The sequence below is a fragment of the Pseudarthrobacter woesei genome (assembly GCF_055412745.1).
This window is the reverse complement of record NZ_JBVAYU010000018.1, coordinates 1-21,835: the sequence shown is the minus strand read 5'-3', so window position 1 is coordinate 21,835 and position 21,835 is coordinate 1. Positions and strand designations below refer to the sequence as shown.

The window sequence follows — 21,835 nt, the reverse complement described above, 5'->3', positions numbered from 1 at the left end:
TGGTGTAACCGCCCAAGGACGCTGGCGGCGAACGATCAGGACGCGACGAAGGACAAATCAGCATGGACACCACACGGTATGACGTTGTTGTTGTTGGCGGCGGCGCGGCGGGACTCAGCGCGGCCACGACGCTGGGCCGGGCACTGCGCTCGGTGCTGGTCATCGATTCCGGAACTCCACGCAACGGACCCGCGGCGGGTATACACGGTTATCTTTCGAGGGACGGTATGAACCCCCGGGAACTCCTGACCATCGGACGCAGCGAAGTGCTCTCCTACGGAGGAACGGTGGTTGACGGCGACGCCGTTTCGGCACGGCGAACCCCCGATGGATTCGAGGTGATTCTCGGAGATGCCCGCCGGTTCGCCGGCAGACGCCTCCTTGTCACCACCGGCTTGACAGACGAGCTGCCTCCCATCGACGGGCTGCGGGAGCAATGGGGAAAGGGCGTTGTGCACTGCCCCTACTGCCATGGCTGGGAAATCCGCGGGCAACGGATTGGGGTGCTGGGCACTGGCCCGCTGTCGGTCCACCAGGCGCTGTTGTTCAGGCAGTGGACCGGGGATATCACCCTTTTCCTCAACGACACCGTGGAGCCCACCGACGAGGAGTGGGACAAGCTCGCCGCCCGGTCCGTAAGGGTCGTCGACGGCGCAGTGGCTTCTGTTGACGCTGTCGATGGTGTCCTCACGGGGCTCACGCTCCGCCGGGGCTCCTCATTCGACGTACAGGCCCTGGCTGTCGGAACACGGATGGAGGCTAGATCCGCGCTTCTGGAATCACTCGGGCTAAGTCCTCAGGTGCACCCGTCGGGGTCCGGACGGTTTATCGAGGCCGACGCCATGGGTGCGACGGCTGTCCGCGGCGTGTATGCGGGGGGCAACGTCTCCAACTTAATGGCCCAGGTGATCACCGCGGCGGCCGAGGGTGTCATGGCCGGCGCAAGGATCAACGTCGACCTCATCGAAGAGGAAACCCGGTGGGCCGTTGAAGGGCACTTCGGCCCCTTCTCGGCCGCCTCGGAAGCAGCCGTCTCCAAGATGGTGCTTGGTCACCGACGCCATGGCCTGGATGATGGCCAGAAGGCCACCGACATGGGCCTTGCGGCCACAGTAGAAGGATAACTAGCATGGACCACCGGACGCGGGACAACGGCCATCAACCCCACCAGCGATCTGGCAGTCATGACCAGCACCGCGTCCTCGACCTCGATGCCGAGGTGTTCGGCGATCACCTTGCAGCCGTCCTGGACTTGACCCAGCTGCCAGCTGCGCGCAGCGTCGTTGACCTCGGCGCCGGCACCGGCGCAGGTAGCCGGCTGCTGCGCGAGCGGTACCCCGACGCCGCGGTGACGTGCGTCGACAACGACCCGCAGATGCTGGAGCTGCTGCGGGCGCAGGGCTTTGCCGCGGTCGAGGCCGACCTCGACGACGGCTTCCCGGCGCTTGCCGGCTCCTTGATTGCGGCGGATGCAGTGGCCGAGGCGCCGGTTGACCTGGTGTGGGCATCGTCCTCGCTGCACCACGTCGCCCACCCCGCCCGGCTCCTGTCGGGGGTCCGCCGGGCACTGGCGCCTGGTGGGGTCCTGATCGTCGTCGAGCTCGCCGCTCTGCCCCGCTTCCTAAGCCACCCGCGGGCAGTGCTGCTGGAGCAGCGCTGCCACGCCGCTGCGGCGGCCGAGGGGTGGAACCACCACCCGAACTGGACGCCGGTCATCGAAGCCGCCGGGTTCGGCGTCACCCAGTCCGAAGTGACGACCAGTGCACCCGTGACCCCGGCTGCACGGGAGTACGCCCAGCAGTGGTTCGCGCGCTTCTCGCACCTGGCGGCCCTGACAGCGGACGACCGCGACGCCGTCGAAGACCTGCTGGAGCGGTTCTTCGACGACATCGAGCTGGAACCCCGCGCCACGCGGACCGTCTGGGTGGCCACCGCCGACTAGAACCAGGACCAGCCCCAAGCCAGCACGTCCCGAGGCAGAACCGGCACAACACGGCCGACCTCCTTTGTGACGTGGTCGGAGCCGGCACGGCTGGGCTGTCGTTAGCCGTGGCCATCGCGCGTTCCCAGCGCTCCGCCGTCGTCTTCGACGGCGGCGACTCCCGCAACGCCGTGTCCGCCCATGCCAGGCGGCTCCTGACACGGGATCGCTCGCAGTCGTCTGCACAAACAGTTGTTTCGACAGGAATTGCCTGCACCAGCCGTCACTTTGTTCGAAGTCGCGTGCACCAACCACCTCGGAGGCATGGACCATTCTTTTAGGCGTTTTGCTGGTGCTCGGCGGTCAGTGTCTCTGGGGGCCGGGGCGGCAGATGAGGGTAGAGGCTGGAGCGGGTGATGCCCGTGGATTTGACGATTTCGGAGATGGACTGGTCCTCCCGGTCGCGAAGGTGTGCGGCGTAGGCAGGTTTTCGCTGGAGCGACCACGATGTGCCGGCCGATCCTTATGCTCTTGGCAGCAGCAACGGTGCGCGCGTGGGCTGCGCGTTCGATCGCGCAGGTTCGTTCCATTTGCCCGAAGGGCGCGAGCATCACGACTGCCAGCTGGGACCTGGGGTCCCCTGGATTGGCGGAATCAACGTGGCACAGCGTTTCCGCTCGTCAGAGCCGTTTCTTGCTTTCTTAGGCGTCTGGACATTGACCCTGCTCGGGACCCTGTGACGGTTGTTGCGGACTGGTCGCTATCTGCACGCACCCGCGGCCCCGTGGCTGAAATTTCCTTACTAACGGTGCTACTCGGCGGATGCAGCTGTGAGCGCCGCTCGGAGACGGTTATGGTGATCACCCCGGCGATGAGACGTCGTCCGAGATGCCTGAGCAGCAGCAGCCGCTGGCCGCCCGACAGCACTGCCCAGCCGGCGACGTGATCAGCGCAGCACCGGACGTCCACCGGGACGATCCGACGCCTTCGTGGCCGTGCCGGACCGGGGGTGCGCAATCGTCCCGCACTGAGCTGCGGAACACGATTCGTACGGGACTACGGGTAAGTGCCAGACGGCGTGTCCGTCACGGGACCCGTCGAGCCGCGGACAGTCATGTGCGTGGGCATTACGGACCGGCTGCGATTGGCACCCCCCGAGAGGGGGTTGAGCTGGGCGAGCAGCATCGACACGGCCACGCGTCCGACCTGCTCGATCGGGGACGTCATGGTGGTGAGCGGTGGGTTGCAGAAGTCGGCCCCGAAGATGTCGTCGCAGCCCACGATGCTCATGTCTTCCGGGACCCGGATGCCGCGTTCGCGGAGGCGCTGAAGCATCCCGATGGCGATCAGGTCGTTGAAGGCGATGCAGGCAGTCACGCCGCTGTGGACGGCGGCGTCCGCGGCGGCCGCCCCGGACTGCGTGTTGGGCGCGAACGGCCCCAGCTTGAGGACCTCGACCCCGCGTTCCTCCGCGGCCTCAACCAGGGCAGCCCAGCGCCGTGTGCTCGACTGGGAAGTGACTGGACCCCCCATGTAGGCGACACGGGTGTGGCCGAGGGAGATCAAGTGATCCAGTGCCTGACTGGTGGCCGTAGGCGTGTCGATGATGACCGCCGGCACGCCCGGAACGTCACGGTTGACAGTGACCATGGGCATCTTCGCCGCGGCGGCCTGCAGGACATCGTCACTCAGCCTGGAGGCGGCAACAATGACTCCGTCGGCCCCTTTCCGCAGCTGCTCCATTGCGCTGGCTTCCACTTCGTCCGACTCCTCCGTATCTACCAGCAACTGGGTGTAGCCGGCAGCCTTGAGCTGGAGCTGGCTTCCCCGGATGAGGTCAAAGTAGAAGGGGTTGGTGATGTCCGGAACCAGCACTCCCACAGCACCGGTCCGTCCCGAGCTCAGGGCCCTGGCCTGGCTGTTGGGGATGTAGTTGAGCTCTGCTGCTGCGGCTTCGATGCGCTCACGGGTCCGGAAGTTCACCCGATCCGGGGTGGAAAGCGCCCGGGAAACAGTTGACGCGGCCACTCCGCACCTTGCAGCGATGTCGTGGATGGTGGCGGGGCGGGTGATTCCTGCCGCTGCGGCCATGTCGCTCCTCTCCGAACGTAGTGACCTGGCAGCGGAAGTCGCCTATGTGACCCGCGCCACGATGCCATTGTGTAAAGGCTGCCATACGATACCAACAAATGGCAACCGGTTGTCACTTCACCGCCTGCAGAACTAGACTGACGCAACATCAGCTGACTGCGAACTGAGTCACCGCGCGCCGGAGGCGGACCCGGCAGCTGCCCGCCAATGATGACAAACCCAAGGAGTTTCCCGTGACCCAAACATTGAACGCCGTCTGGCCGCTCTCCGGATTCGGCGATGAAGTGGACCCGGACCCGGCGGTGCAAGCGGCCGTGCTCCTGGCCCTGGGGGCCAGCCATATCGAGGTCCGCAGCGCCTGGGGAACCAACGTTTCTGAGCTGCAGCCCGGCCAGGTGGCTACGCTCAAGGGCATCCTGGACTCCAAGGGCCTCAAGGTTTCGGCCGTTGCAAGCCCCATCGGGAAAGTGGACGTGAGCCTGCCCGTGGAGCACGAGGTGGAACGCCTCCGGCGGATCATTGCGGTCGCCAAGGCGCTGGACACCACGTACATTCGCATCTTTTCGTTCTACCGCGGAGCCGGGCAAAGCCCGGAGGGTATCCGCGACGACGTCCTGATCCGCATGACGGCACTGGCCGCGGAAGCCGCGGAAGCCGGCGTCGTACTCCTGCATGAGAACGAGAAGGGCATCTACGGCGATACGCCGGAGCGGGTGCTGGACCTTATGGAATCAGTGGACTCCCCGGCCCTGAGGATCGCATGGGACAACGCAAACTTCGTCCAGGTGGGCGTCAGGCCGTACACCGACGGCTATGCCCTGCTGCGCCCCTACCTCGAGTACTTTCAAGTTAAGGACGCCATCCTCGAGTCCGGTGAAGTGGTGCCGGCCGGGGAGGGTGACGGCGAGCTGGACGCCACCATCGCCGCGCTGAGAGCGGACGGCTTTTCGGGATTCGCCTCCCTGGAGCCGCACCTGGCCAGCGCCCACGAGCTGGGCGGCTTTTCCGGCCCGGCGGCCTTCGGCGCGGCGGCCCGTGCCTTCGCCGGACTCGCCGCCAAGAACGGCGTCACGCTCTCGTGACTGTCAGGACGGCAGTTATCGGTTGCGGCGATGTCTCGTCAGTCCACTTCGGGGCTGTTGCCAGGCTCGACGGCGTGGAACTGGTCGCCGTGTGCGATTCGGATCCGGGCCGGCTGGCTGCGGCCGTGGCAGCCTACGGCGTTCCCGGCTTCTCGGATCACTCCACCATGCTTGCGCAAGTGCGCCCGGAAGTGGTCCACATCGCCACCCCGCACGACCGGCACGCCTCGCTGGCGACCGACTGCCTGGAGCGCGGCATCAACGTCATCGTCGAGAAACCGTTGGCGAACACCCTGGACGAGGGGCGACGGCTCGTTGAGGCCGCAGCAAACAGCACGGCCAAGATCGCGGTGTGCTTCCAGAACCGGTACAACGCGACGGCGCAGGCAATGCACACTCTGCTGTCTTCGGGCGAAATCGGAGCGGTTCTCGGCGCTTCCGCCACCGTGATGTGGCAGCGTGACGCCTACTACTACCGGAACCGGCCCTGGCGCGGCAGCTGGGCAGGCGGCGGGGGCGGCCTGATGATGAACCAGGCCATCCACACCGTGGACCTCCTTCAGTGGCTGGTGGGGGAGGTGGCAATAGTCAGCGGCAACGCTTCCACACGATTCCTGGGCGCCTCCATCGAGGTGGAAGACACGGCGGAATTTGTGGCCGTGCATGCCAACGGGGCCCGCAGCGCCTTCTACGCAACGCTCGCCAACGCGGTAAATGCCCCGGTGACCCTGGACATCGTCACCGAGCATGCGGTTTTGAGCCTGCGAGGCGACCTCACCATCAGCTACGCGGACGGGCATGTCGACGTCGTACCCGAACGGGCGGGCGAATCCGGCGGCCGTGCTTACTGGGGGGTCTCCCACGAGCTGCTCATCGCCGACTTTTACGCCCGGCTGGGGGATGGCGCCGCGTTCTGGATCAACCCTTCCGAGGCTGAGAAGTCGCTGAAGATCGTCAAGGAAATCTACCGCCAAAGCTATCCGGAGTCCCTCGACGCCGTCTGCTGAGGCCCGCTCCGCAGTAGGAGCAAGCGGTTGTCTCTGCAATTCCCATCAAATGTCCCTGAATCACGGTGGCTCATGGCACAACGCGAGACGTATTTGAAAAGTTATGACAATCGGTTGCCAATTTGGGCAACAATGCGTACTGTGAATCTCACGGAGCGGATGTGGCGCACGCCACACCCGCTCAGCGAGGAAGTCCCACCGTTTTCCCAGACTCATAGGAGCCAACAATGAAGTTAGGTCCCCAGGCAGCGGCAGCTGCCCTCATCCTCAGCGCATCTTTGGCGCTGACCGCCTGCGGCGGCGGCGCTGCAGGCGCCAACAGCCCTGGCGCCCCCAAAACAACCACGCTGACGCTGGGCGCCGTTCAGGAAATTCGCTCCTGGGACCCGGCCCAGGCTCACGTGGGCCACTTCCTGCAGCCCTACCAGGCGGCCTACGACTCCCTGCTCCTGCGGGAACCGGACGGCAAGCTCAGCCCCATGCTGGCCACCGCGTGGAAGTACAACGCGACGAACACGGCGCTCACGATTGATCTCCGCACGGACGTGACCTTCAGCGATGGCGCCAAGTTCGACGCCGACGCGGCCAAAGCGAACCTGGATCACTTCAGGAAGGCCAACGGCCCGCAGATGGCCCAGCTCACCGCCGTCTCAGAGGTCAAAGTGATGGATGCTGACACAATCGAGCTCGGCCTGACGGCGCCTGATCCCTCGCTGGAGTTCTACCTCAGCCAGGCCGCAGGCCTTATGGGCAGCCCCAAGGCGCTGGGCACTGAAGGCATCAAGACCGAGCCCGTGGGCAGCGGCCCGTATGTCATGGACAAAGCCGCCACCGTCAAAGACTCGCAGTCGGTATTCACAGCCCGCAAGGACTACTGGAGCAAGGACATTCAGAAGTTCCAGAAGATCACCTTCAAGATCCTTGTGGACCTGACCGCCCGGACGAATGCCCTCGTTTCAGGACAGGTCGACGCCACGCTGCTGGATCCCAAGACCGGCAAACAGGCCGAGGGTGCCAAGATGAAGCTGGCCGCGACCGAGGTGGACTGGCAGGGCCTGACCCTGTTCGACCGCGACGGCGCCAAGAACCCCGGGCTCAAGGACGTCCGCGTCCGCCAGGCCATCAACTACGCGTTTGACCGCAAGACCATCCTGGACCAGGTCATGCTGGGTCAGGGAACCCCCACCTCCCAGCCCTTCGGCAAGGCCAGCGGCGCCTGGGTTGAGGAGCTCGAGAACAAGTACCCGTATGATCCGGCCAAGGCCAAAGCACTGTTGAAAGAAGCAGGCTATGAGACCGGACTGGTAATCCAGGTCCCGAGTGTACCCGGGTTTGAAACGCAGCTGGCAGTGATCAAGCAGCAGTTGGCTGACGTCGGGGTCACCCTCGAAGTGGGCTCCGCAATCACGAACACCTACACCACCGATGTCGCAGCCCAAAAGTTCACCAGCATGTACTTCTCACTCTTCCAGGGTGAGCCGTGGGTGGCCATCAACCAGATCATCTCCACGAAGGCGCTGTACAACCCCTTCAAGAACACCGCGCCCGAACTCCAGGCCAAGATCGATGCCGTCCAGAACGGCGGCAAGGATGCCGGCAAAGTGGCCCAGGAAGTCAACAAGTACGTGGTGGACCAGGCATGGTTCGCACCGCTGTTCCGCGTGAACCAGATGTACTACTACAACTCCAAAATCGACGTCACGCCGCAGATCCAGATGGCCGTTCCCTCGATCTACAACTACTCGCCCGCCAAGTAATACCGGACCAGGTAGCCACTCATATCCGGCGCAGGTCCGGCAGCCCGGCCACGATACGCGGCGGGCTGCCGGACCCGGCAGCCAACACCATGCCAGTTCAATGGAGCCAGCAATGATGACATTCATCCTCAAACGCCTCGGCAGCGGACTCGTAGTCCTGTTCGCCGTCTCGATCCTCGTTTTTTCCCTTCTCTACATATCGAGCGGCAGCATCGCCCGGAACATCCTGGGAGACCAGGCAACACCGGAGCAGCTGGGCGTGAAGGAAGCGGAGCTGGGGCTCGATCAGCCCATCGCAGCGCGCTACTTCGGCTGGCTCACAGGCGCCCTGAGCGGGGACCTGGGCACATCCTGGTTCACTTCTGAACCAGTGGCCGACTCTCTCGCTACCCGCATCCCCGTCACCATGACCATGGTGTTCGCGGCCATGATCCTCATCGCCATCATCGCGACCCTCATCGGCGTTGCCGCGGCCGTAAAGCGGGGCTGGGTGGACCGGGTGGTCCAGATCGGCGCCATCATCGGCGACTCCATCCCCGGGTTCGTCCTCGGCATCATCCTGGTGACCGTGCTGGCCATCCAGCTGGGCCTCTTCCCCGCCACCAGCACCATTTCCCCGGGCGAACCTGCGTCCGCCTGGGTGCTGTCCCTGACGCTTCCGGTGATCGCCCTGCTGATCAACGGAGTCACCGGCGGCGCGCAGCAGATCCGCAGCGCCGTCATCAAGCAGCTCGAACGCGACTACGTCCGCACCCTGCGCAGCCGCGGGATAGGGGAGCGCGAGGTCCTGTTCCGGCATGTCCTGCGCAGCGCTGCTCCGGCAGGGCTCACTGTGCTCAGCCTGCAACTGATCGGCATGCTGGGCGGGGTGGTCATCATCGAGCAGATCTTTGCCCTTCCAGGCATGGGCCCGCTCGCCGTTGCTGCCACCGGCCAGAGCGATCAGCCAGTGGTGATGGGCGTCGTTATGTACACCGTCGCCGTTGTTATTTTGGTCAACCTCATCGTTGACCTCCTCAACGGCTGGCTCAACCCGAAGGTGCGTGCCTCGTGACCGAGTCCGTCGAAACCTCAGCCCTAACGCCACTGCCCGGTACGACCGGCCAGACCGGCACCGTAGTCCGTTCAACAGTTCTCAAGCGGCTCCTCAAGAATCCTCTCGGCATCATCGCCATCGCCATCCTGCTGGGAATGGCATTGCTGGCCCTGTTCGCCGATGTCCTGGCCCCGTTCGACGAGAACTTCGCCAACATCTCCAAGACGCTCGCAGCGCCGGACGCGGTCAACCTCCTGGGCACGGACAGCTCCGGGCGCGACGTGTGGAGCCGGCTGCTGTTCGGGGCGCAATTGACGCTCCTCTCCGCGCTGCTCTGCGCCGCCGTCGCCATCGGTATCGGCCTCCCAGCCGGACTGATCGCGGGCTACTACGCCGGCAAGTTCGAAGCGGTCTCCAACTGGATTGTCAGCATCCTCATGAGCCTCCCTGGCCTGATCGTGCTGCTGACCATCCGTGCGGCCTTCGGCCCCTCGGTGTGGATTGCCATGATCGCGTTCGGCGTCCTGATCAGCCCGTCCTACTTCCGCCTGACGCGCTCGGCGGTGCAGTCAGTCCGCAACGAGCTCTACGTGGATGCAGCCCGTGTGTCCGGGCTCTCAGACCTGAGGATCATCAGCCGCCACATCTTTTCCGTGGTGCGGGCCCCCATCATCATCCAGACCGCGGCGATTGCCGGTGTTGCCATCGCTATCCAGTCCGGGCTCGAATTCCTGGGACTGGGGGATCCGGCCAAGGCAAGCTGGGGTGTGATGCTCAGCGAAGGATTCAAAAACGTCTACCTCACGCCGACGCTGCTCTTCTGGCCCGCGTTTGCCATGGCGCTGACCATCGGCGCCCTGGTCCTTCTCGGCAATGCCATCCGCGATGCCCTGGAGGACGGCGAGAAGATCAAGCACCGCAGGAAGCCTGCGGTCAAACGCACGACGGCGGCGCCCGCCCCCGCCCGCCCGTCAAGCAAGTCTGTTGCCGCCGTCGACGCCGGCACCGAGCACCACCTCGTGAAGGTGACCAACCTCGGCGTCGGCTACCCGCAGGCAGACGGCTCCGTCAAGAGGGTGGTGGACGACGTCTCTTTCCACGTGGACCGTGGCGAGATCCTGGGCATCGTGGGTGAATCCGGTTCGGGCAAGTCCCAGACCGCGTTTTCCATCCTGGGTCTGCTTCCGGACAACGCGCGAATTGTGGCCGGTTCCATCCAGTTCGACGGCAGCTACACCGTGGCTCCGGGCGATGAAAAGGTCAACCAGGACCGGCTCTCCAAGTTGCGCGGCAAGCGGATCTCGTACATCCCGCAGGAACCCATGAGCAACCTGGATCCCGCCTTCACCATTGGCTACCAGCTGGTCACGCCCATGGTGCGTGTGCTCGGCATCTCCAAGGCAGAGGCCACCAAACGCGCCATGAAACTGCTGTCCGACGTTGGAATCACCTTCCCGGACCGGACTTTCAAGGCCTACCCCCATGAGGTTTCCGGCGGCATGGCCCAGCGCGTCCTCATCGCAGGCGCCATCAGCTGCGAACCGGACCTCATCATTGCCGATGAACCCACCACCGCCCTGGACGTCACAGTCCAGGCCGATGTCCTGGACCTCATCCGCGACCTCCAGCGGAGCCTCGGCGTGGGTGTCATCCTGGTGACCCACAACTTCGGTGTGGTGGCGGACCTCTGCGACCGAGTGGTGGTCATGCAGAACGGACGGCTCGTGGAGGAGGGGTCCGTCCGCACGATCCTCCGCAATCCGAAAGAGCAGTACACCCAGACCCTCCTGGCGTCCATGCTTGAAGGCAAAACGCCCATGACCATGCTTGTTTCCGGCAGCCAGAAGGAGCCAGTCACATGAGCACCACGGAAACCACACCTCTCCTGACGGTGGAGAACCTGGTTGTCGAATACCCCAGCAAGAGGTTCCGGGCCAAGCCGTTCCGGGCCCTGACGGACATCAATATCTCCATCGGCCAGGGCGAGACCCTCGGACTGGTGGGGGAGTCCGGGTCCGGGAAGACCACCCTGGGCCGGGCCGTCCTGGGCCTGGCCCCGGTGACGGGCGGCAAAATCTTCTTCGACGGCAAGGACATCAGCCATGCCACGCGCAAGCAGCGGCAGATCTTGAGCCGGGATCTGCAGGTGGTGTTCCAGGATCCGTACACCTCGCTGAACCCGGCGCTGGAAATCGGCGACATCCTCGCCGAGCCCCTCGGCATCCAGGGCAAGACGCCGGCCGAAGCCAAGCGCCGGGTCCGGGAACTGCTGGACCAGGTGGGCCTGCCGTCGGATGCCATCCACCGGCTTCCGCGTGAATTCAGCGGCGGCCAGCGCCAGCGCGTGGCCATTGCCCGCGCGCTGGCGCTGTCCCCGAAGCTGATTGTGTGCGATGAGCCGGTCAGTGCTCTGGACCTGTCCACCCAGGCCCGCGTGCTGGACCTGTTCCTGCAGATCCAACGGGACACAGGCGTCTCCTACCTTTTCGTCTCCCACGACCTCGACGTGGTCCGCCATATCAGCCACCGGGTGGCCGTGATGTACCACGGCGAGATCGTCGAACAGGGGCCCGCCGGCGTCGTCACGCGGGACCCCGACCACCCGTACACCCAGCGGCTGCTGCTGGCGTCCCCCGTGCCTGACCCGGACCGCCAGGAGCAGCGGCGCGCGGACCGGCATCGGCTGGTGGAGATCCAGCGGATGCAGAACGAACAGGCCGGAGCCCTCGCCTGAGGTTCCTCCCAGGAGACACCCCGGCGGCGGACCGCCGCTGCACCCATGAACACTCAACAACGGAGGTAACAGTGGCCACAATAGGCGTACAGGCGATGATGCTGAAGGACAGTTTCGCGGACCTGGGGGCGTTCGAAACGCTCCGCAAGGTGAGCGCGATCGGGTACAACGCCGTCGAGATTTCCCAGGTACCCATGACTGCGGACAACGTGACTGAACTGGAAAGATCCCGCAGCGAGCTCGGCATGGACATCGCCGCGCTGTCCGTGGCGATGGAAACGCCGAAGGGCCGGCCGGGGGACTCCCTCGGGGACGACTTCGACAAGATTGTGGATGACGCCAAGCGGCTGGACTCCAAACTCCTGCGCATCGGCATGCTGCCGTTCCCCGCGATGACGTCCATCGGAGCTGTCATCGATTTCGCGAGGGAAGCCAACGGTTACGCGGAGCGGCTGCAGGAGCACGGAATCGGCCTGTATTACCACAACCACCACATCGAATTTGCGAAGTTCGACGGTAAATACATGCTGGACATCATCGCGGAGAACTCCCCGGCCATGGGGATGGAAATCGACGTCCACTGGGTGCAGCGCGGCGGGCTGGATCCGGTCCGGACCCTCGAGAAATACGCAGGGCGCACGGCCATGGTCCACCTCAAGGACTACCGGATCGGGGCGCTGCCGGAGGCTGCGTTCGGGATGCTGGAGACGGGAGACGTCCCGGGCTTTATGCAGGAATTCCGGAACGTGGTGCAGTTCGCCGAGGTGGGGGAGGGCAACCTCGATTTCCCCTCGATCATTGACGCCGCCCGGGCGGCCGGTGCGCAGTACCTGCTGGTGGAGCAGGACGAGCTCTATGGCCGCACTGTGTGGGACGCGCTCCAGACGTCATACGACAATCTGGTGGCCATGGGCCACGCGGACCTTTTCTAAGCAGCCCTTTTAACCCGACAGGAAGCATCATCACATGAGCACGAAAGTACGCCTGGGCATCATCGGCCTGGGGCAGCAGGGCGGCGCCTACGCCAAGTTCATCACGGACGGCCTGGTCCCCAACATGGAAATCGGCGCCATTTGTGACGTCGATCCGGCCAAGAACGAAGTGGCCGCAGCCGGGTACCCGGACGTGCCGTTCTTCGACGACTACATCACCATGCTGGACAGCGGAGACGTGGATGCCGTTGTCACGTGCGTGCCGCACTTCCTTCACCCCGCAATGGGCATCGAGACGCTGAAGCGGAACATCCATGCCCTGGTGGAAAAGCCGGCCGGTGTGTATACCAAGCAGGTCAAGGAACTCAACGAGTTCGCCGCCAGCAAGCCCGAACTTTCCTTCGCCATCATGTTCAACCAGCGCAACAACCCGCTGTACCAGCGCCTCAAGGAGATCGTGGACAACGGCGAGATCGGCAAGATCCGCCGCAGCAACTGGATCATCACCAACTGGTGGCGGCCGCAGGGCTACTACAACTCCAGCGAATGGCGGGCAACGTGGGGCGGCGAGGGCGGCGGCGTCCTGGTCAATCAGGCACCGCACCAGCTGGACCTGTGGCAATGGATCTGCGGTGCGCCCAAGTCCGTCTACGCCAAGGTGGCGTACGGCTTCCGCCGCGACATCGCCGTTGAGGATGAGGTCACCGCGGTGGTTGACTACGGCGACGGCGTCACCGGTGTGTTCGTGACTGCGACGCACGACCTCGTGGGGACTGACCGCTTCGAGATCCTGGGTGACCAGGGCAAGATCGTGGTCGAAAACTCCAAGACCGCCAGTATCACCCGGCTGCTCAAGCCGGAGCGCGAGCTCAGTGACGGCATGGGCATGGACGACGTCCGGAAGCTCTTTATGGGCGAGCTGAATCCGGGGCAGTACTACACCACCGAGGTCATCGAGTTCGAGTCCGCCTGGGGCGCCCAGCACTCCGGCGTCCTGGCGAACTTTGCCGCGAACATCCTGGACGGCACCCCGCTGCTCGCGCCGGGCTCGGACGGCATCAACGGCGTCCGCCTGGCCAACGCCATCCACCTCTCCAGCTGGACCGGAAAGGAAGTGGGGCTCGACTTCGATGAGGACCAGTTCCTCACCGAGCTCAACAAGCGGATCGCCGGGGAAGGCAAGTTCCCGCAACGCGCGTAGCAGTCCGCTGCGGGGAGGAGCGCCGGGGGAGGCAGGACAGCGGACGGCAGGACAGCGGGGTAGGGCGGCGGGAGGCCTGATGGCAACCGGCTGGCCTGCCCCTCTTTCCCGCGGTACCTATGTACGATGGGGCAGTGACCGAACCCGCGAAGCCCGAAGTTGCCGCAACAACCGCTGCTGCCAATAAGACCGGCCGGGGCGGAAAGCCCAACGCCACCATCTACGACATCGCCAAGCTCGCCGGCGTGAACGCGTCCACGGTGTCACGGGCGCTCAGCAAGCCCGGCAGGGTCAGCGCCAGGACACAGAAGCTGATCGAGGACGCGGCCGCCGAACTGAACTACCACGTCAACCCGTTCGCGCGCGCCCTGCCCACCGGCCGGACCAGCACCCTGGGGCTGATCGTCGCGGACATCACCAACCCCACATTCTTCGGCATCATCCGCGGCGCGGAATCAACGGCCACTGCCCGTGACTACACCCTGATGCTCGCGGAATCCGCCGAATCGCCGGAAACGGAACTCACGGCCGCCCGGCGGATGATGGCCACCGTGGACGGCCTGATCCTGGCCAGTCCGCGCATGGATGACGACCGGATCCGCGAGCTCGCCAGGGAAAAACCGGTGGTGGTCATCAACCGTGAAGTTGAGGGCGTCCCCTGCGTGGTTCCCGAGGTCAACAAGGGCATCGGCGAAGCGGTCCGCAGCCTGGCGGCCAACGGCCACCACAAGGTCGCCTACGTGGCCGGCCCGCAGCAGTCGTGGATGTCCGGCCGCAGGTGGCAGGGCGTCCAGGCGGCCTGCGAATGGTCCGGGTTGGAGGCTGTTCGGCTTGAGTCCGTGAAACCCACGGTCGACGGCGGCCGGCAGGCTGCGCGCGACGTCGTCGCGAGCGGCGCCACGGCAGTGATCACCTACAACGACCTCTTGGCCATTGGACTGATGCAGGAACTCCAGGCCGCCTCAGTGGTGGTCCCGGACCAGATCAGCATCGTGGGCTTCGATGACATCTTCGGTGCCGACTTCACCACCCCGCCGCTCACCACCGTGCGCTCACCGATGGCCGCCTGCGGCACGGAAGCCGCCACGCTCGTGTTGAACGTGCTGCACGGTGCGGACCAGGTTGCCGCCATCCTGCGTGTGGACACCGAACTGGTACTCCGGGGATCCAGCGGCCGGCTGCTCCCCGCAACGTAAGTGGCAATATTTGGCAACCAGTTGACAAAGCGGCAACAAGGGTCTGATTATTGATCTATGTCACAGTCGATTGCCGCCCACCCCGACCGGCTCCTCCCTGCGGATCCCGGAGCGCGAAGTATTGCCCGTGCACTGCTGGAGCGCGTGCAGGATCTGCCCATCATTTCGCCGCACGGCCACGTTGACGCCGCAGTGATCGAACACAACACGCCGTTTCCGGATCCCGCCGCGCTGCTGGTCAGTCCGGACCATTACGTCACCCGCCTGATCCACGCCAGCGGGGTGCCGCTGGACCGGCTGGGTGCCTCGAAGGAGGCGGCGCCGGACTCCCGCAGCGTCTGGCGCGAGTTCTGCACCTCGTGGCCGCTGTTCGAAGGAACGGCGTCCGGGTACTGGCTCCGCCACCAGTTCGAAGGCGTGTTCGGCCTCCGCCAGGAGCCCAGCGTCGAGACAGCAGACGCCTCGTATGACGCCATCAGCGCCAAACTTCAGGAGCCCGGTTTCCGGCCCCGCCAGCTGTTCAAGGACTTCAACATCGAGGTCCTCGCCACCACTAATGATCCGCTGGATGACCTGGCCAGCCACAAGGCCATCGCCCAGGACCCCACCTTCCACGGCCGCGTCCTGCCCACGTTCCGCCCGGACCAGTACCTGAACATCGCCCACCCGCAGTGGCAGGCGAACGTCGAGCGGCTCATCGGGGCAGCGGGCGACGGCGGCACCGGCTATACCGCGTACATCACCGCGTTGGAGAACCGGCGCAGCTATTTTGTGGAACACGGCGCAGTCTCGGCTGACCACGGCGTCCGCACACCGGCAACGCTGAAGCTCGACGACGCCGAGGCGGCCAGGCTGTTTAACCGCGCCCGCGCCGGCCAGGCCACGGCCCGGGACTGCGAAGACTTCGAAGCCCACATGATGTACCAGATGGCTCGGATGTCGGTCGACGACGGACTGGTGATGACCATCCACCCCGGCTCGTACCGCAACCATCACGAGCCCACGTTCAACGCGTACGGCGCGGACACCGGCCATGACATCCCCTTCGCGGTCAACTACACGGAGGCCATCCGTCCCGTGCTGCAGGACTTCGGTACGGCCAAGGACTTCCACCTTGTGCTCTTCACCCTGGACGAGACTGTCTTCTCCCGCGAACTGGCGCCCCTGGCCGGCTTCTACCCGTCCGTGTACCTCGGCGCCCCGTGGTGGTTCCTGGACGCACCGGACGCCATGCTCCGTTTCCGTGCGGCGGTGACTGAAACCGCCGGCTTCTCCAGATCGTCGGGCTTCATCGACGATACCCGCGCCTTCTGCTCCATTCCGGCCCGGCACGACGCGTCCCGCCGGATCGAGGCAGCCTTCCTCGCCCGCCTGGTGGCCGAGCACCGGGTCAGCGAAGATCGCGCCCACGAGATCATTGTCGACGTCGTCGATTCCTCCCCGAGAAGGGTCTTCAAGCTGTGACCATCGAACGGCAAACGGGCGGCCAGGCAGAGCCTGCGACGGCGTCGCTGCCCCAACTGAACCGGACAATCCGACCATCCGCCAAGGCCCCGGTCCGGATTGTGCACCTGGGGCTGGGCGCCTTCCACCGCTCGCACCAGGCCTGGTACACCCACGCGGCTAGCGACGCCGCCGCATGGGGCATCGCCTCCTTCACGGGCCGCCGGGCCGACGCCGCGCTGGCCCTCTCCGAGCAGGACGGCCTGTACACCGTGGTGGAACGCGGCGATGCCGGTGATTCCTTCGAGGTTGTCGGCAGCATCGTTGCGGCGGTAGACGGCGCCAACGTGGCCCGCCTCGCCGAACTGGTCGCCGCCCCGGCGACGGCGGTCATCACCCTGACCATCACCGAAGCCGCCTACCGCCTGGACGCCCATGGCCAGCTTGACCGCACTGACCCCGACGTCGTCGCCGACCTGGCGCTGCTGGCAGCCGGTGCCGCCGGCGCCGGAATGCCAACCACACCGCTGGGCCGGCTGGTCTTTGCCCTCGCTGCCCGTAAGGCCGCCGGCGCGGGCCCGCTAGCCGTCGTCTGCTGCGACAACCTCTCGAACAACGGAAGCGTGGCCCGCAGCGCCGTGCTTGGCCTCGCCGCGGCCTGGGACGCCGACCTGGCTGCCTGGGTCTCCGACAACGTCAGCTTCGTCAGCACCTCCGTGGACCGCATCACGCCTCGCACCACGGATGCCGACCTCGCAGCCGTCCAGGCCGCCTGCGGTTTCCGCGACAACTCCCCGGTAGTCGCCGAGCCCTTCCGCAACTGGGTGCTTAGCGGCGATTTCCCGGCCGGCCGGCCGCGCTGGGAAGACGCCGGCGCCGTGTTCGTGGACGAGATCGAACCGTACGAGAACCGCAAGCTGTGGCTCCTCAACGGCGCCCACTCGCTCCTGGCCTACGCCGGACAGCTCCGCGGCCACACCACGGTGGCCAAGGCCTTGGCGGACCCGGCGTGCCTGCAGGCCGTCGAGGAGTTCTGGGACGAAGCCGCCGCCAATCTGGCAACTGCCGAAGAGAAGCGCGCAGAGCTGCGGATTCCCGAGTACCGAGCCGAACTCCTGGCCCGCTTCCGGAACGCCAGGATCGCCCACCACCTCGCCCAGATCGCCATGGACGGCAGCACCAAGCTGCGCATGCGGGCCGTACCCGTGCTGCAGGCCGAACGTGCCAACGGCCGCACCGGAGAGGCGGCCGCCCGGATCATCGCCGCCTGGACGGACTACACCCGGCTGGACTTTCCCGGCGCGGCAACGGAACTCGCCGACCCCCTCGCCGCAGAGGTGCGGGCCGCAAACAGCCTGGCGGGCACCCAGCGGATCGCCACCCTCCTGGGACTTCTTGGCCCCGGACTCGGGAAGGACACCGCCGTGGTGGCGCTCATTGAAAACCTCTGCGGAACTCTCACGGAGCCGGCTGTCTCCGCTTAGCTTCCCGCATTCAGGACGCGCTGCCCGGATTCCGTTCCTGCCGGAAGCCGGGCAGCCATGAATCATATGGCAACCGCTTGCCAAATGATTGCCAAGTGACTAGCATTACATTCAGAAGCAAACCCCCTGCGGCTCAGCCGCTTACCCTTCACCTCCGGCTCAGCCCGCAATGACGCGTTAGGACCCCGAAATGCTTAAGCCCCAGGCCAGCGAAACCCGTGAAATGGTCAATCTGGACGGAATCTACCGGTTCAAGGTTGACTTCGACCGCGCCGGCCACGGGCAGGAATGGTTCAAGGCGCCGCTGGAGACCGGCCTGGAAATGGGTGTTCCGGCCAGCTACAACGATGTCTTCCCGGACAAGGCCATCCGCGACCACGTGGGTTACGTCTGGTACCAGCGCGACGTGCGCGTTCCCCGCGGCTGGGCAGGCGAGCGGATCCACCTCCGCCTCGACTCCGCCACCCATGAGGGCATGGTCTGGGTGGACGACGTCCTCGTCGCCCAGCACACCGGCGGCTACATGCCATTCAGCGCTGACATCACGGATCACGTCACGGCGGGCCACGTATTCCGTCTCACGATCTCAGTGAACAATGAACTCACGGAGGCCACCATCCCGCCGGGCAGCATCACCGTCACGGGCGACGGCCGCCGCCAGCAAAGCTACCTCCACGATTTCTACAACTATGCCGGCCTGCACCGCAGCGTCTGGCTGTACAGCACGCCCGCCGTCACCGTCGATGACATCACGGTGGTGACAGGCTTCGAAGGCACCACCGGCACCGTCAACTACACCACCGCCACCGCCGGCGGCACCGGAAGCGAAACAGTGACCGTCTCGCTCAAGGATGCAGACGGCGTCGAGGTTGCCCGCGCAGACGGCGCCGAGGGCGCCCTGGTCATCAACGGCGTCGTGCTCTGGAAGCCCGGCGCCGCGTACCTGTACAGCCTGACGGCGGAAATTCACGACGGCGGCAGGCTGGTGGATACGTACACGCTGGCGGTGGGCGTGCGGACCGTTGAGGTCAGCGGCAAGGAATTCCTCATCAACGGGGAGCCGTTCTACTTCACCGGCTTCGGCATGCACGAGGACCACGTGGCGATCGGCAAGGGCCACAGCAACGCCCAGATGGTCAACGACTTCCAGCTCCTGGACTGGGTGGGCGCCAACTCGTTCCGGACCTCGCACTACCCCTACGCCGAAGAGGTCATGGAGTTCGCCGACCGCCACGGCATTGTGGTGATCGACGAAACCGCCGCCGTCGGGCTGCATCTGGGCTTTGGCGCCGTCTTCGGGGGCATCTCCAAGAAGACCTACGTCGAGGGCGGAGTGGACGCAAAGACGGCCGGGAACCACCGGCAGGCCATTGCCGAACTCGTGGCGCGGGACAAGAACCACCCGTCAGTGGTGATCTGGTCCATCGCCAACGAACCCAACGGGTCGGAGGAAGGCGCCCGCGAATACTTCCAACCGCTGGCCGAGCTCACCCGTCAGCTCGACCCGACCCGCCCGGTTGGCTACGTCAACGTTATGTTCGACACCCCGGACAAGGAACTGCTGGGCGACCTCTTCGACGTCATTATGCTCAACCGCTATTACGGCTGGTACCTGAACAATGGCGACCTCGAGACGGCCGAGCAGGTCCTTGAGAAGGAACTGCGCGAATGGGAAGCCAAATACGGCAAGCCCATGATCATGACCGAGTACGGGCCGGACACCATGCCCGGGTTCCACTCCATCTATGAACAGCCCTGGAGCGAGGAATACCAGGCCGCCTTCCTGGCCATGTACCACCGCGTCTTTGACCGCGTCGATGCCATGGTGGGCGAGCAGGTCTGGAATTTCGCCGACTTCCAGACCTCCAATGGCATCATGCGTGTGGACGGCAACAAGAAGGGCGTCTTCACCCGGGACCGGCGCCCCAAGCCCGCCGCCTTCGCCCTCCGCCAGCGCTGGACAGCCCTGGCCGGAGTCAAGTGCGGCAGCGACAAGAACTTCACCAACCACTAGCGTTTTCACCAGTCGCCTGCCTGCGGGCAGGCACAGGGTAAAGGAGCCCACTCATGAAAAAGCTGAACAAGCTCAGCATCATCGGCTACGGCGCCGGCGACGCCGCCAATAATCTTGCCTTCACCACCGCCACCATGTTCCTGCTGGTGTACTACACCGACGTGGCCGGCATCTCTGCGGCCGCGGCCGGAACCCTGCTGCTGACGGTCAGGATCTTCGACGCCTTCGCCGACGTCTTTGCCGGCCGGGTGGTGGACCGTGCCTTCAGCAAGCGCTTCGGCAAGTTCCGCCCGTTCATTATGTTCGGTTCCATCCCGCTGCTCCTGCTCAGCGTGGCGACGTTCTCCGTGCCCCAGCTCGGCGAATCCGGCACCCTGCTCTACGCCTACGTCACTTACGCGGCACTGGGCCTCGCCTACAGCCTGGTGAACATTCCCTATGGATCGCTGGCCGGCGCCATGACGCAGGATCCGGGGGATCGGGCCAAGTTGGGCTCCGCCCGCATGGTTGGCGCCATGCTCGTGGGCTCCGCACTTGGTATTTTCGTCGCACCCCTCATCAAGCCGGGAGCTGATCTGCAAGCAACGTTTACGACGATCACCCTGGTCTTCGTCGTCATCGGTGCCGCGCTGTACTTCTTCACCGTCCTCACGGCCAAGGAACGGGTCCACCGCGCCGTCCCCAACGTCACGTTCAAACAGAGCATGGACACCCTCAAGGGCAACAAGCCGCTGCTGATGCTGTGCCTGAGTTCCTTCTTCTTCCTCACCGGGTATTTGGCCCTCACCTCGGTACAGCTCTACTACCTGCGCGACGTCCTGCACCGACTGGACCTCTATCCGGTGCTGTCCATTACGCAGCTCATCCTGACCTTCGTGCTGGCCGCGTTTATGCCCAGGCTGGTGCGTTCGCTTGGCAAGAAGCGCGTCTACATCCTCTCGTCGCTGCTCACCGTTGCCGGCGGCGCCATTATCTTCTTCGCCCCGGCAAGCCAGGTGTGGATCGGTTTCTCCGGCCTCCTCCTGAGCCTGCTTGGCGTCCTCGCCGTGAACATCGTGGTCTGGGCGCTGGAAGCCGACACAGTCGAGTACGGCGAATGGCGTACCGGCGTCCGCACCGAGGGCATCACCTATGCACTGTTCTCCTTCACCCGCAAGACGGGACAGGCCGTCGGCGGCGCACTCGCCGCCTACGCCCTGGCCCTGGGCGGCTACAAGTCCGGAGCGGCCCAGACCGCTGATGCCGTTTTCGGAATCCAGTTTGCCGCCGGTGCGCTGCCGGCCATCATGACCATCCTGGCCGTGCTCGTGATGTCCAGATACACACTCACTGACGTTGTGCACGCCCGCATTCTCACCGAGATCCAGGGCCGCCGCGAAAGCGGCGATGGCTCCAAAACGTCCGGTGCCGCCGTCGGGGAATCCTCCGACGGCACCGGAACGGCCCCTTCCCCCAAGCCGCTCGCGGCGCCCACCAACTGACCCCTGACTCAGTCCCTCCGAAAGGACCTGTTGTGAAAATTANCCGTAACTTCGTCACCCTGCGGATTACCACGGAGGACGGGGTGACCGGGATCGGGGACGCGACGCTGAACGGGCGTGAGCTCGCGGTTGCCGCGTACCTGAAGGAGCATGTGGCGCAGCTGCTGATCGGCAAGGACCCGCACCGGATCGAGGACACCTGGCAGTTCCTGTACCGGTCCTCGTACTGGCGCCGGGGCCCGGTGACGATGGCCGCGATCGCCGCGGTGGACATGGCGTTGTGGGACATCAAGGGCAAGATGGCGGGCATGCCGGTGTACCAGCTCCTGGGCGGGGCGTCCCGGAACGGGCTGCGCGCCTACGGGCACGCCTCCGGCGCGGACCTCCCCTCGCTGTTTGATTCGGTCCGGGAGCACCTGGAGCTGGGGTACAAGTCGGTGCGGATCCAGACCGCGG

Annotated in this window: 16 protein-coding genes and 1 pseudogene; 16 read left to right on the top strand and 1 reads right to left on the bottom strand. The window is 65.3% G+C overall.

The genetic code is table 11. The features are described 5' to 3' along the window. The first annotated feature begins 62 nt into the window (after positions 1-62). Both ACZYZE_RS17770 and ACZYZE_RS17765 read left to right on the top strand, forming a co-directional pair. The gene (locus tag ACZYZE_RS17770; RefSeq protein WP_463909317.1) at positions 63-1,124 is read left to right on the top strand and encodes an NAD(P)/FAD-dependent oxidoreductase; all 1,062 of its coding nucleotides are present in this window, start codon (positions 63-65) and stop codon (positions 1,122-1,124) included. Positions 1,125-1,129: 5 nt separating this feature from the next. Beyond that, a complete protein-coding gene (locus ACZYZE_RS17765; protein ID WP_463909316.1) occupies positions 1,130-1,942 on the top strand; it encodes a class I SAM-dependent methyltransferase in 813 nt (270 codons plus the stop codon). A gap of 1,035 nt (positions 1,943-2,977) precedes the next feature. On the opposite strand, the gene ACZYZE_RS17760 is transcribed toward ACZYZE_RS17765, so the two are convergent. Then, positions 2,978-4,012, bottom strand: a complete 1,035-nt coding sequence (locus tag ACZYZE_RS17760; protein WP_463909314.1) for a LacI family DNA-binding transcriptional regulator — start codon at positions 4,010-4,012, stop codon at positions 2,978-2,980. A 233-nt stretch (positions 4,013-4,245) separates the two neighbouring features. On the opposite strand from ACZYZE_RS17760, the gene ACZYZE_RS17755 reads away from it, so the two are divergent. The 14 genes and pseudogenes from ACZYZE_RS17755 to ACZYZE_RS17690 form a co-directional block, all read left to right on the top strand. Further along, the gene (locus ACZYZE_RS17755; protein ID WP_463909312.1) at positions 4,246-5,094 is read left to right on the top strand and encodes a sugar phosphate isomerase/epimerase family protein; all 849 of its coding nucleotides are present in this window, start codon (positions 4,246-4,248) and stop codon (positions 5,092-5,094) included. Continuing rightward, entirely contained in the window at positions 5,091-6,101 is a 1,011-nt protein-coding gene (locus ACZYZE_RS17750) for a Gfo/Idh/MocA family protein (protein ID WP_463909310.1), read from the top strand. Before ACZYZE_RS17755 ends, ACZYZE_RS17750 begins: the two co-directional genes overlap by 4 nt. Before the next feature lie 227 nt (positions 6,102-6,328). Further along, positions 6,329-7,858, top strand: coding sequence for an ABC transporter substrate-binding protein (locus tag ACZYZE_RS17745; RefSeq protein ID WP_463909308.1), 1,530 nt, complete (start codon positions 6,329-6,331; stop codon positions 7,856-7,858). 112 nt (positions 7,859-7,970) lie between these two features. Beyond that, the gene (locus ACZYZE_RS17740) at positions 7,971-8,912 is read left to right on the top strand and encodes an ABC transporter permease (RefSeq protein WP_463909306.1); all 942 of its coding nucleotides are present in this window, start codon (positions 7,971-7,973) and stop codon (positions 8,910-8,912) included. Then, positions 8,909-10,756: a dipeptide/oligopeptide/nickel ABC transporter permease/ATP-binding protein gene (locus ACZYZE_RS17735; RefSeq protein ID WP_463909305.1), complete on the top strand. Its 1,848-nt coding sequence runs from the start codon at positions 8,909-8,911 to the stop codon at positions 10,754-10,756. Before ACZYZE_RS17740 ends, ACZYZE_RS17735 begins: the two co-directional genes overlap by 4 nt. Then, positions 10,753-11,628, top strand: a complete 876-nt coding sequence (locus tag ACZYZE_RS17730; protein WP_463909303.1) for an ATP-binding cassette domain-containing protein — start codon at positions 10,753-10,755, stop codon at positions 11,626-11,628. Before ACZYZE_RS17735 ends, ACZYZE_RS17730 begins: the two co-directional genes overlap by 4 nt. Positions 11,629-11,699: 71 nt before the next feature. Continuing rightward, on the top strand, positions 11,700-12,560 hold the full coding sequence (locus tag ACZYZE_RS17725) for a sugar phosphate isomerase/epimerase family protein (protein ID WP_463909301.1): 861 nt from the start codon (positions 11,700-11,702) through the stop codon (positions 12,558-12,560). A gap of 34 nt (positions 12,561-12,594) precedes the next feature. Continuing rightward, positions 12,595-13,761: a Gfo/Idh/MocA family protein gene (locus tag ACZYZE_RS17720; protein WP_463909299.1), complete on the top strand. Its 1,167-nt coding sequence runs from the start codon at positions 12,595-12,597 to the stop codon at positions 13,759-13,761. A gap of 134 nt (positions 13,762-13,895) precedes the next feature. Further along, positions 13,896-14,957: a LacI family DNA-binding transcriptional regulator gene (locus tag ACZYZE_RS17715; protein WP_463909298.1), complete on the top strand. Its 1,062-nt coding sequence runs from the start codon at positions 13,896-13,898 to the stop codon at positions 14,955-14,957. Positions 14,958-15,014: 57 nt separating this feature from the next. Further along, positions 15,015-16,421, top strand: a complete 1,407-nt coding sequence (gene uxaC, locus ACZYZE_RS17710; protein ID WP_463909296.1) for a glucuronate isomerase — start codon at positions 15,015-15,017, stop codon at positions 16,419-16,421. After that, positions 16,418-17,884 carry a mannitol dehydrogenase family protein gene (locus ACZYZE_RS17705; protein WP_463909295.1) on the top strand — a complete coding sequence of 489 codons (1,467 nt, stop codon included), beginning with the start codon at positions 16,418-16,420 and terminating at the stop codon, positions 17,882-17,884. Before uxaC ends, ACZYZE_RS17705 begins: the two co-directional genes overlap by 4 nt. A gap of 190 nt (positions 17,885-18,074) precedes the next feature. After that, on the top strand, positions 18,075-19,898 hold the full coding sequence (gene uidA, locus ACZYZE_RS17700; protein WP_463909293.1) for a beta-glucuronidase: 1,824 nt from the start codon (positions 18,075-18,077) through the stop codon (positions 19,896-19,898). Between the two features lie 53 nt (positions 19,899-19,951). Then, positions 19,952-21,379 carry a glucuronide transporter gene (uidB, locus tag ACZYZE_RS17695; RefSeq protein ID WP_463909291.1) on the top strand — a complete coding sequence of 476 codons (1,428 nt, stop codon included), beginning with the start codon at positions 19,952-19,954 and terminating at the stop codon, positions 21,377-21,379. Then, positions 21,376-21,835: pseudogene (locus tag ACZYZE_RS17690) on the top strand (hypothetical protein); the annotation flags it as partial. The gene uidB and the pseudogene ACZYZE_RS17690, both read left to right, overlap by 4 nt.

Coding starts and splice junctions, on each gene's coding strand:
- ACZYZE_RS17765 (WP_463909316.1), top strand. CDS start 1,130: ATGGACCACCGGACGCGGGACAACGGCCATCAACCCCACCAGCGATCT.
- ACZYZE_RS17730 (WP_463909303.1), top strand. CDS start 10,753: ATGAGCACCACGGAAACCACACCTCTCCTGACGGTGGAGAACCTGGTT.
- ACZYZE_RS17740 (WP_463909306.1), top strand. CDS start 7,971: ATGATGACATTCATCCTCAAACGCCTCGGCAGCGGACTCGTAGTCCTG.
- uxaC (WP_463909296.1), top strand. CDS start 15,015: ATGTCACAGTCGATTGCCGCCCACCCCGACCGGCTCCTCCCTGCGGAT.
- uidA (WP_463909293.1), top strand. CDS start 18,075: ATGCTTAAGCCCCAGGCCAGCGAAACCCGTGAAATGGTCAATCTGGAC.
- ACZYZE_RS17745 (WP_463909308.1), top strand. CDS start 6,329: ATGAAGTTAGGTCCCCAGGCAGCGGCAGCTGCCCTCATCCTCAGCGCA.
- ACZYZE_RS17770 (WP_463909317.1), top strand. CDS start 63: ATGGACACCACACGGTATGACGTTGTTGTTGTTGGCGGCGGCGCGGCG.
- ACZYZE_RS17720 (WP_463909299.1), top strand. CDS start 12,595: ATGAGCACGAAAGTACGCCTGGGCATCATCGGCCTGGGGCAGCAGGGC.
- ACZYZE_RS17760 (WP_463909314.1), bottom strand. CDS start 4,012: ATGGCCGCAGCGGCAGGAATCACCCGCCCCGCCACCATCCACGACATC.
- uidB (WP_463909291.1), top strand. CDS start 19,952: ATGAAAAAGCTGAACAAGCTCAGCATCATCGGCTACGGCGCCGGCGAC.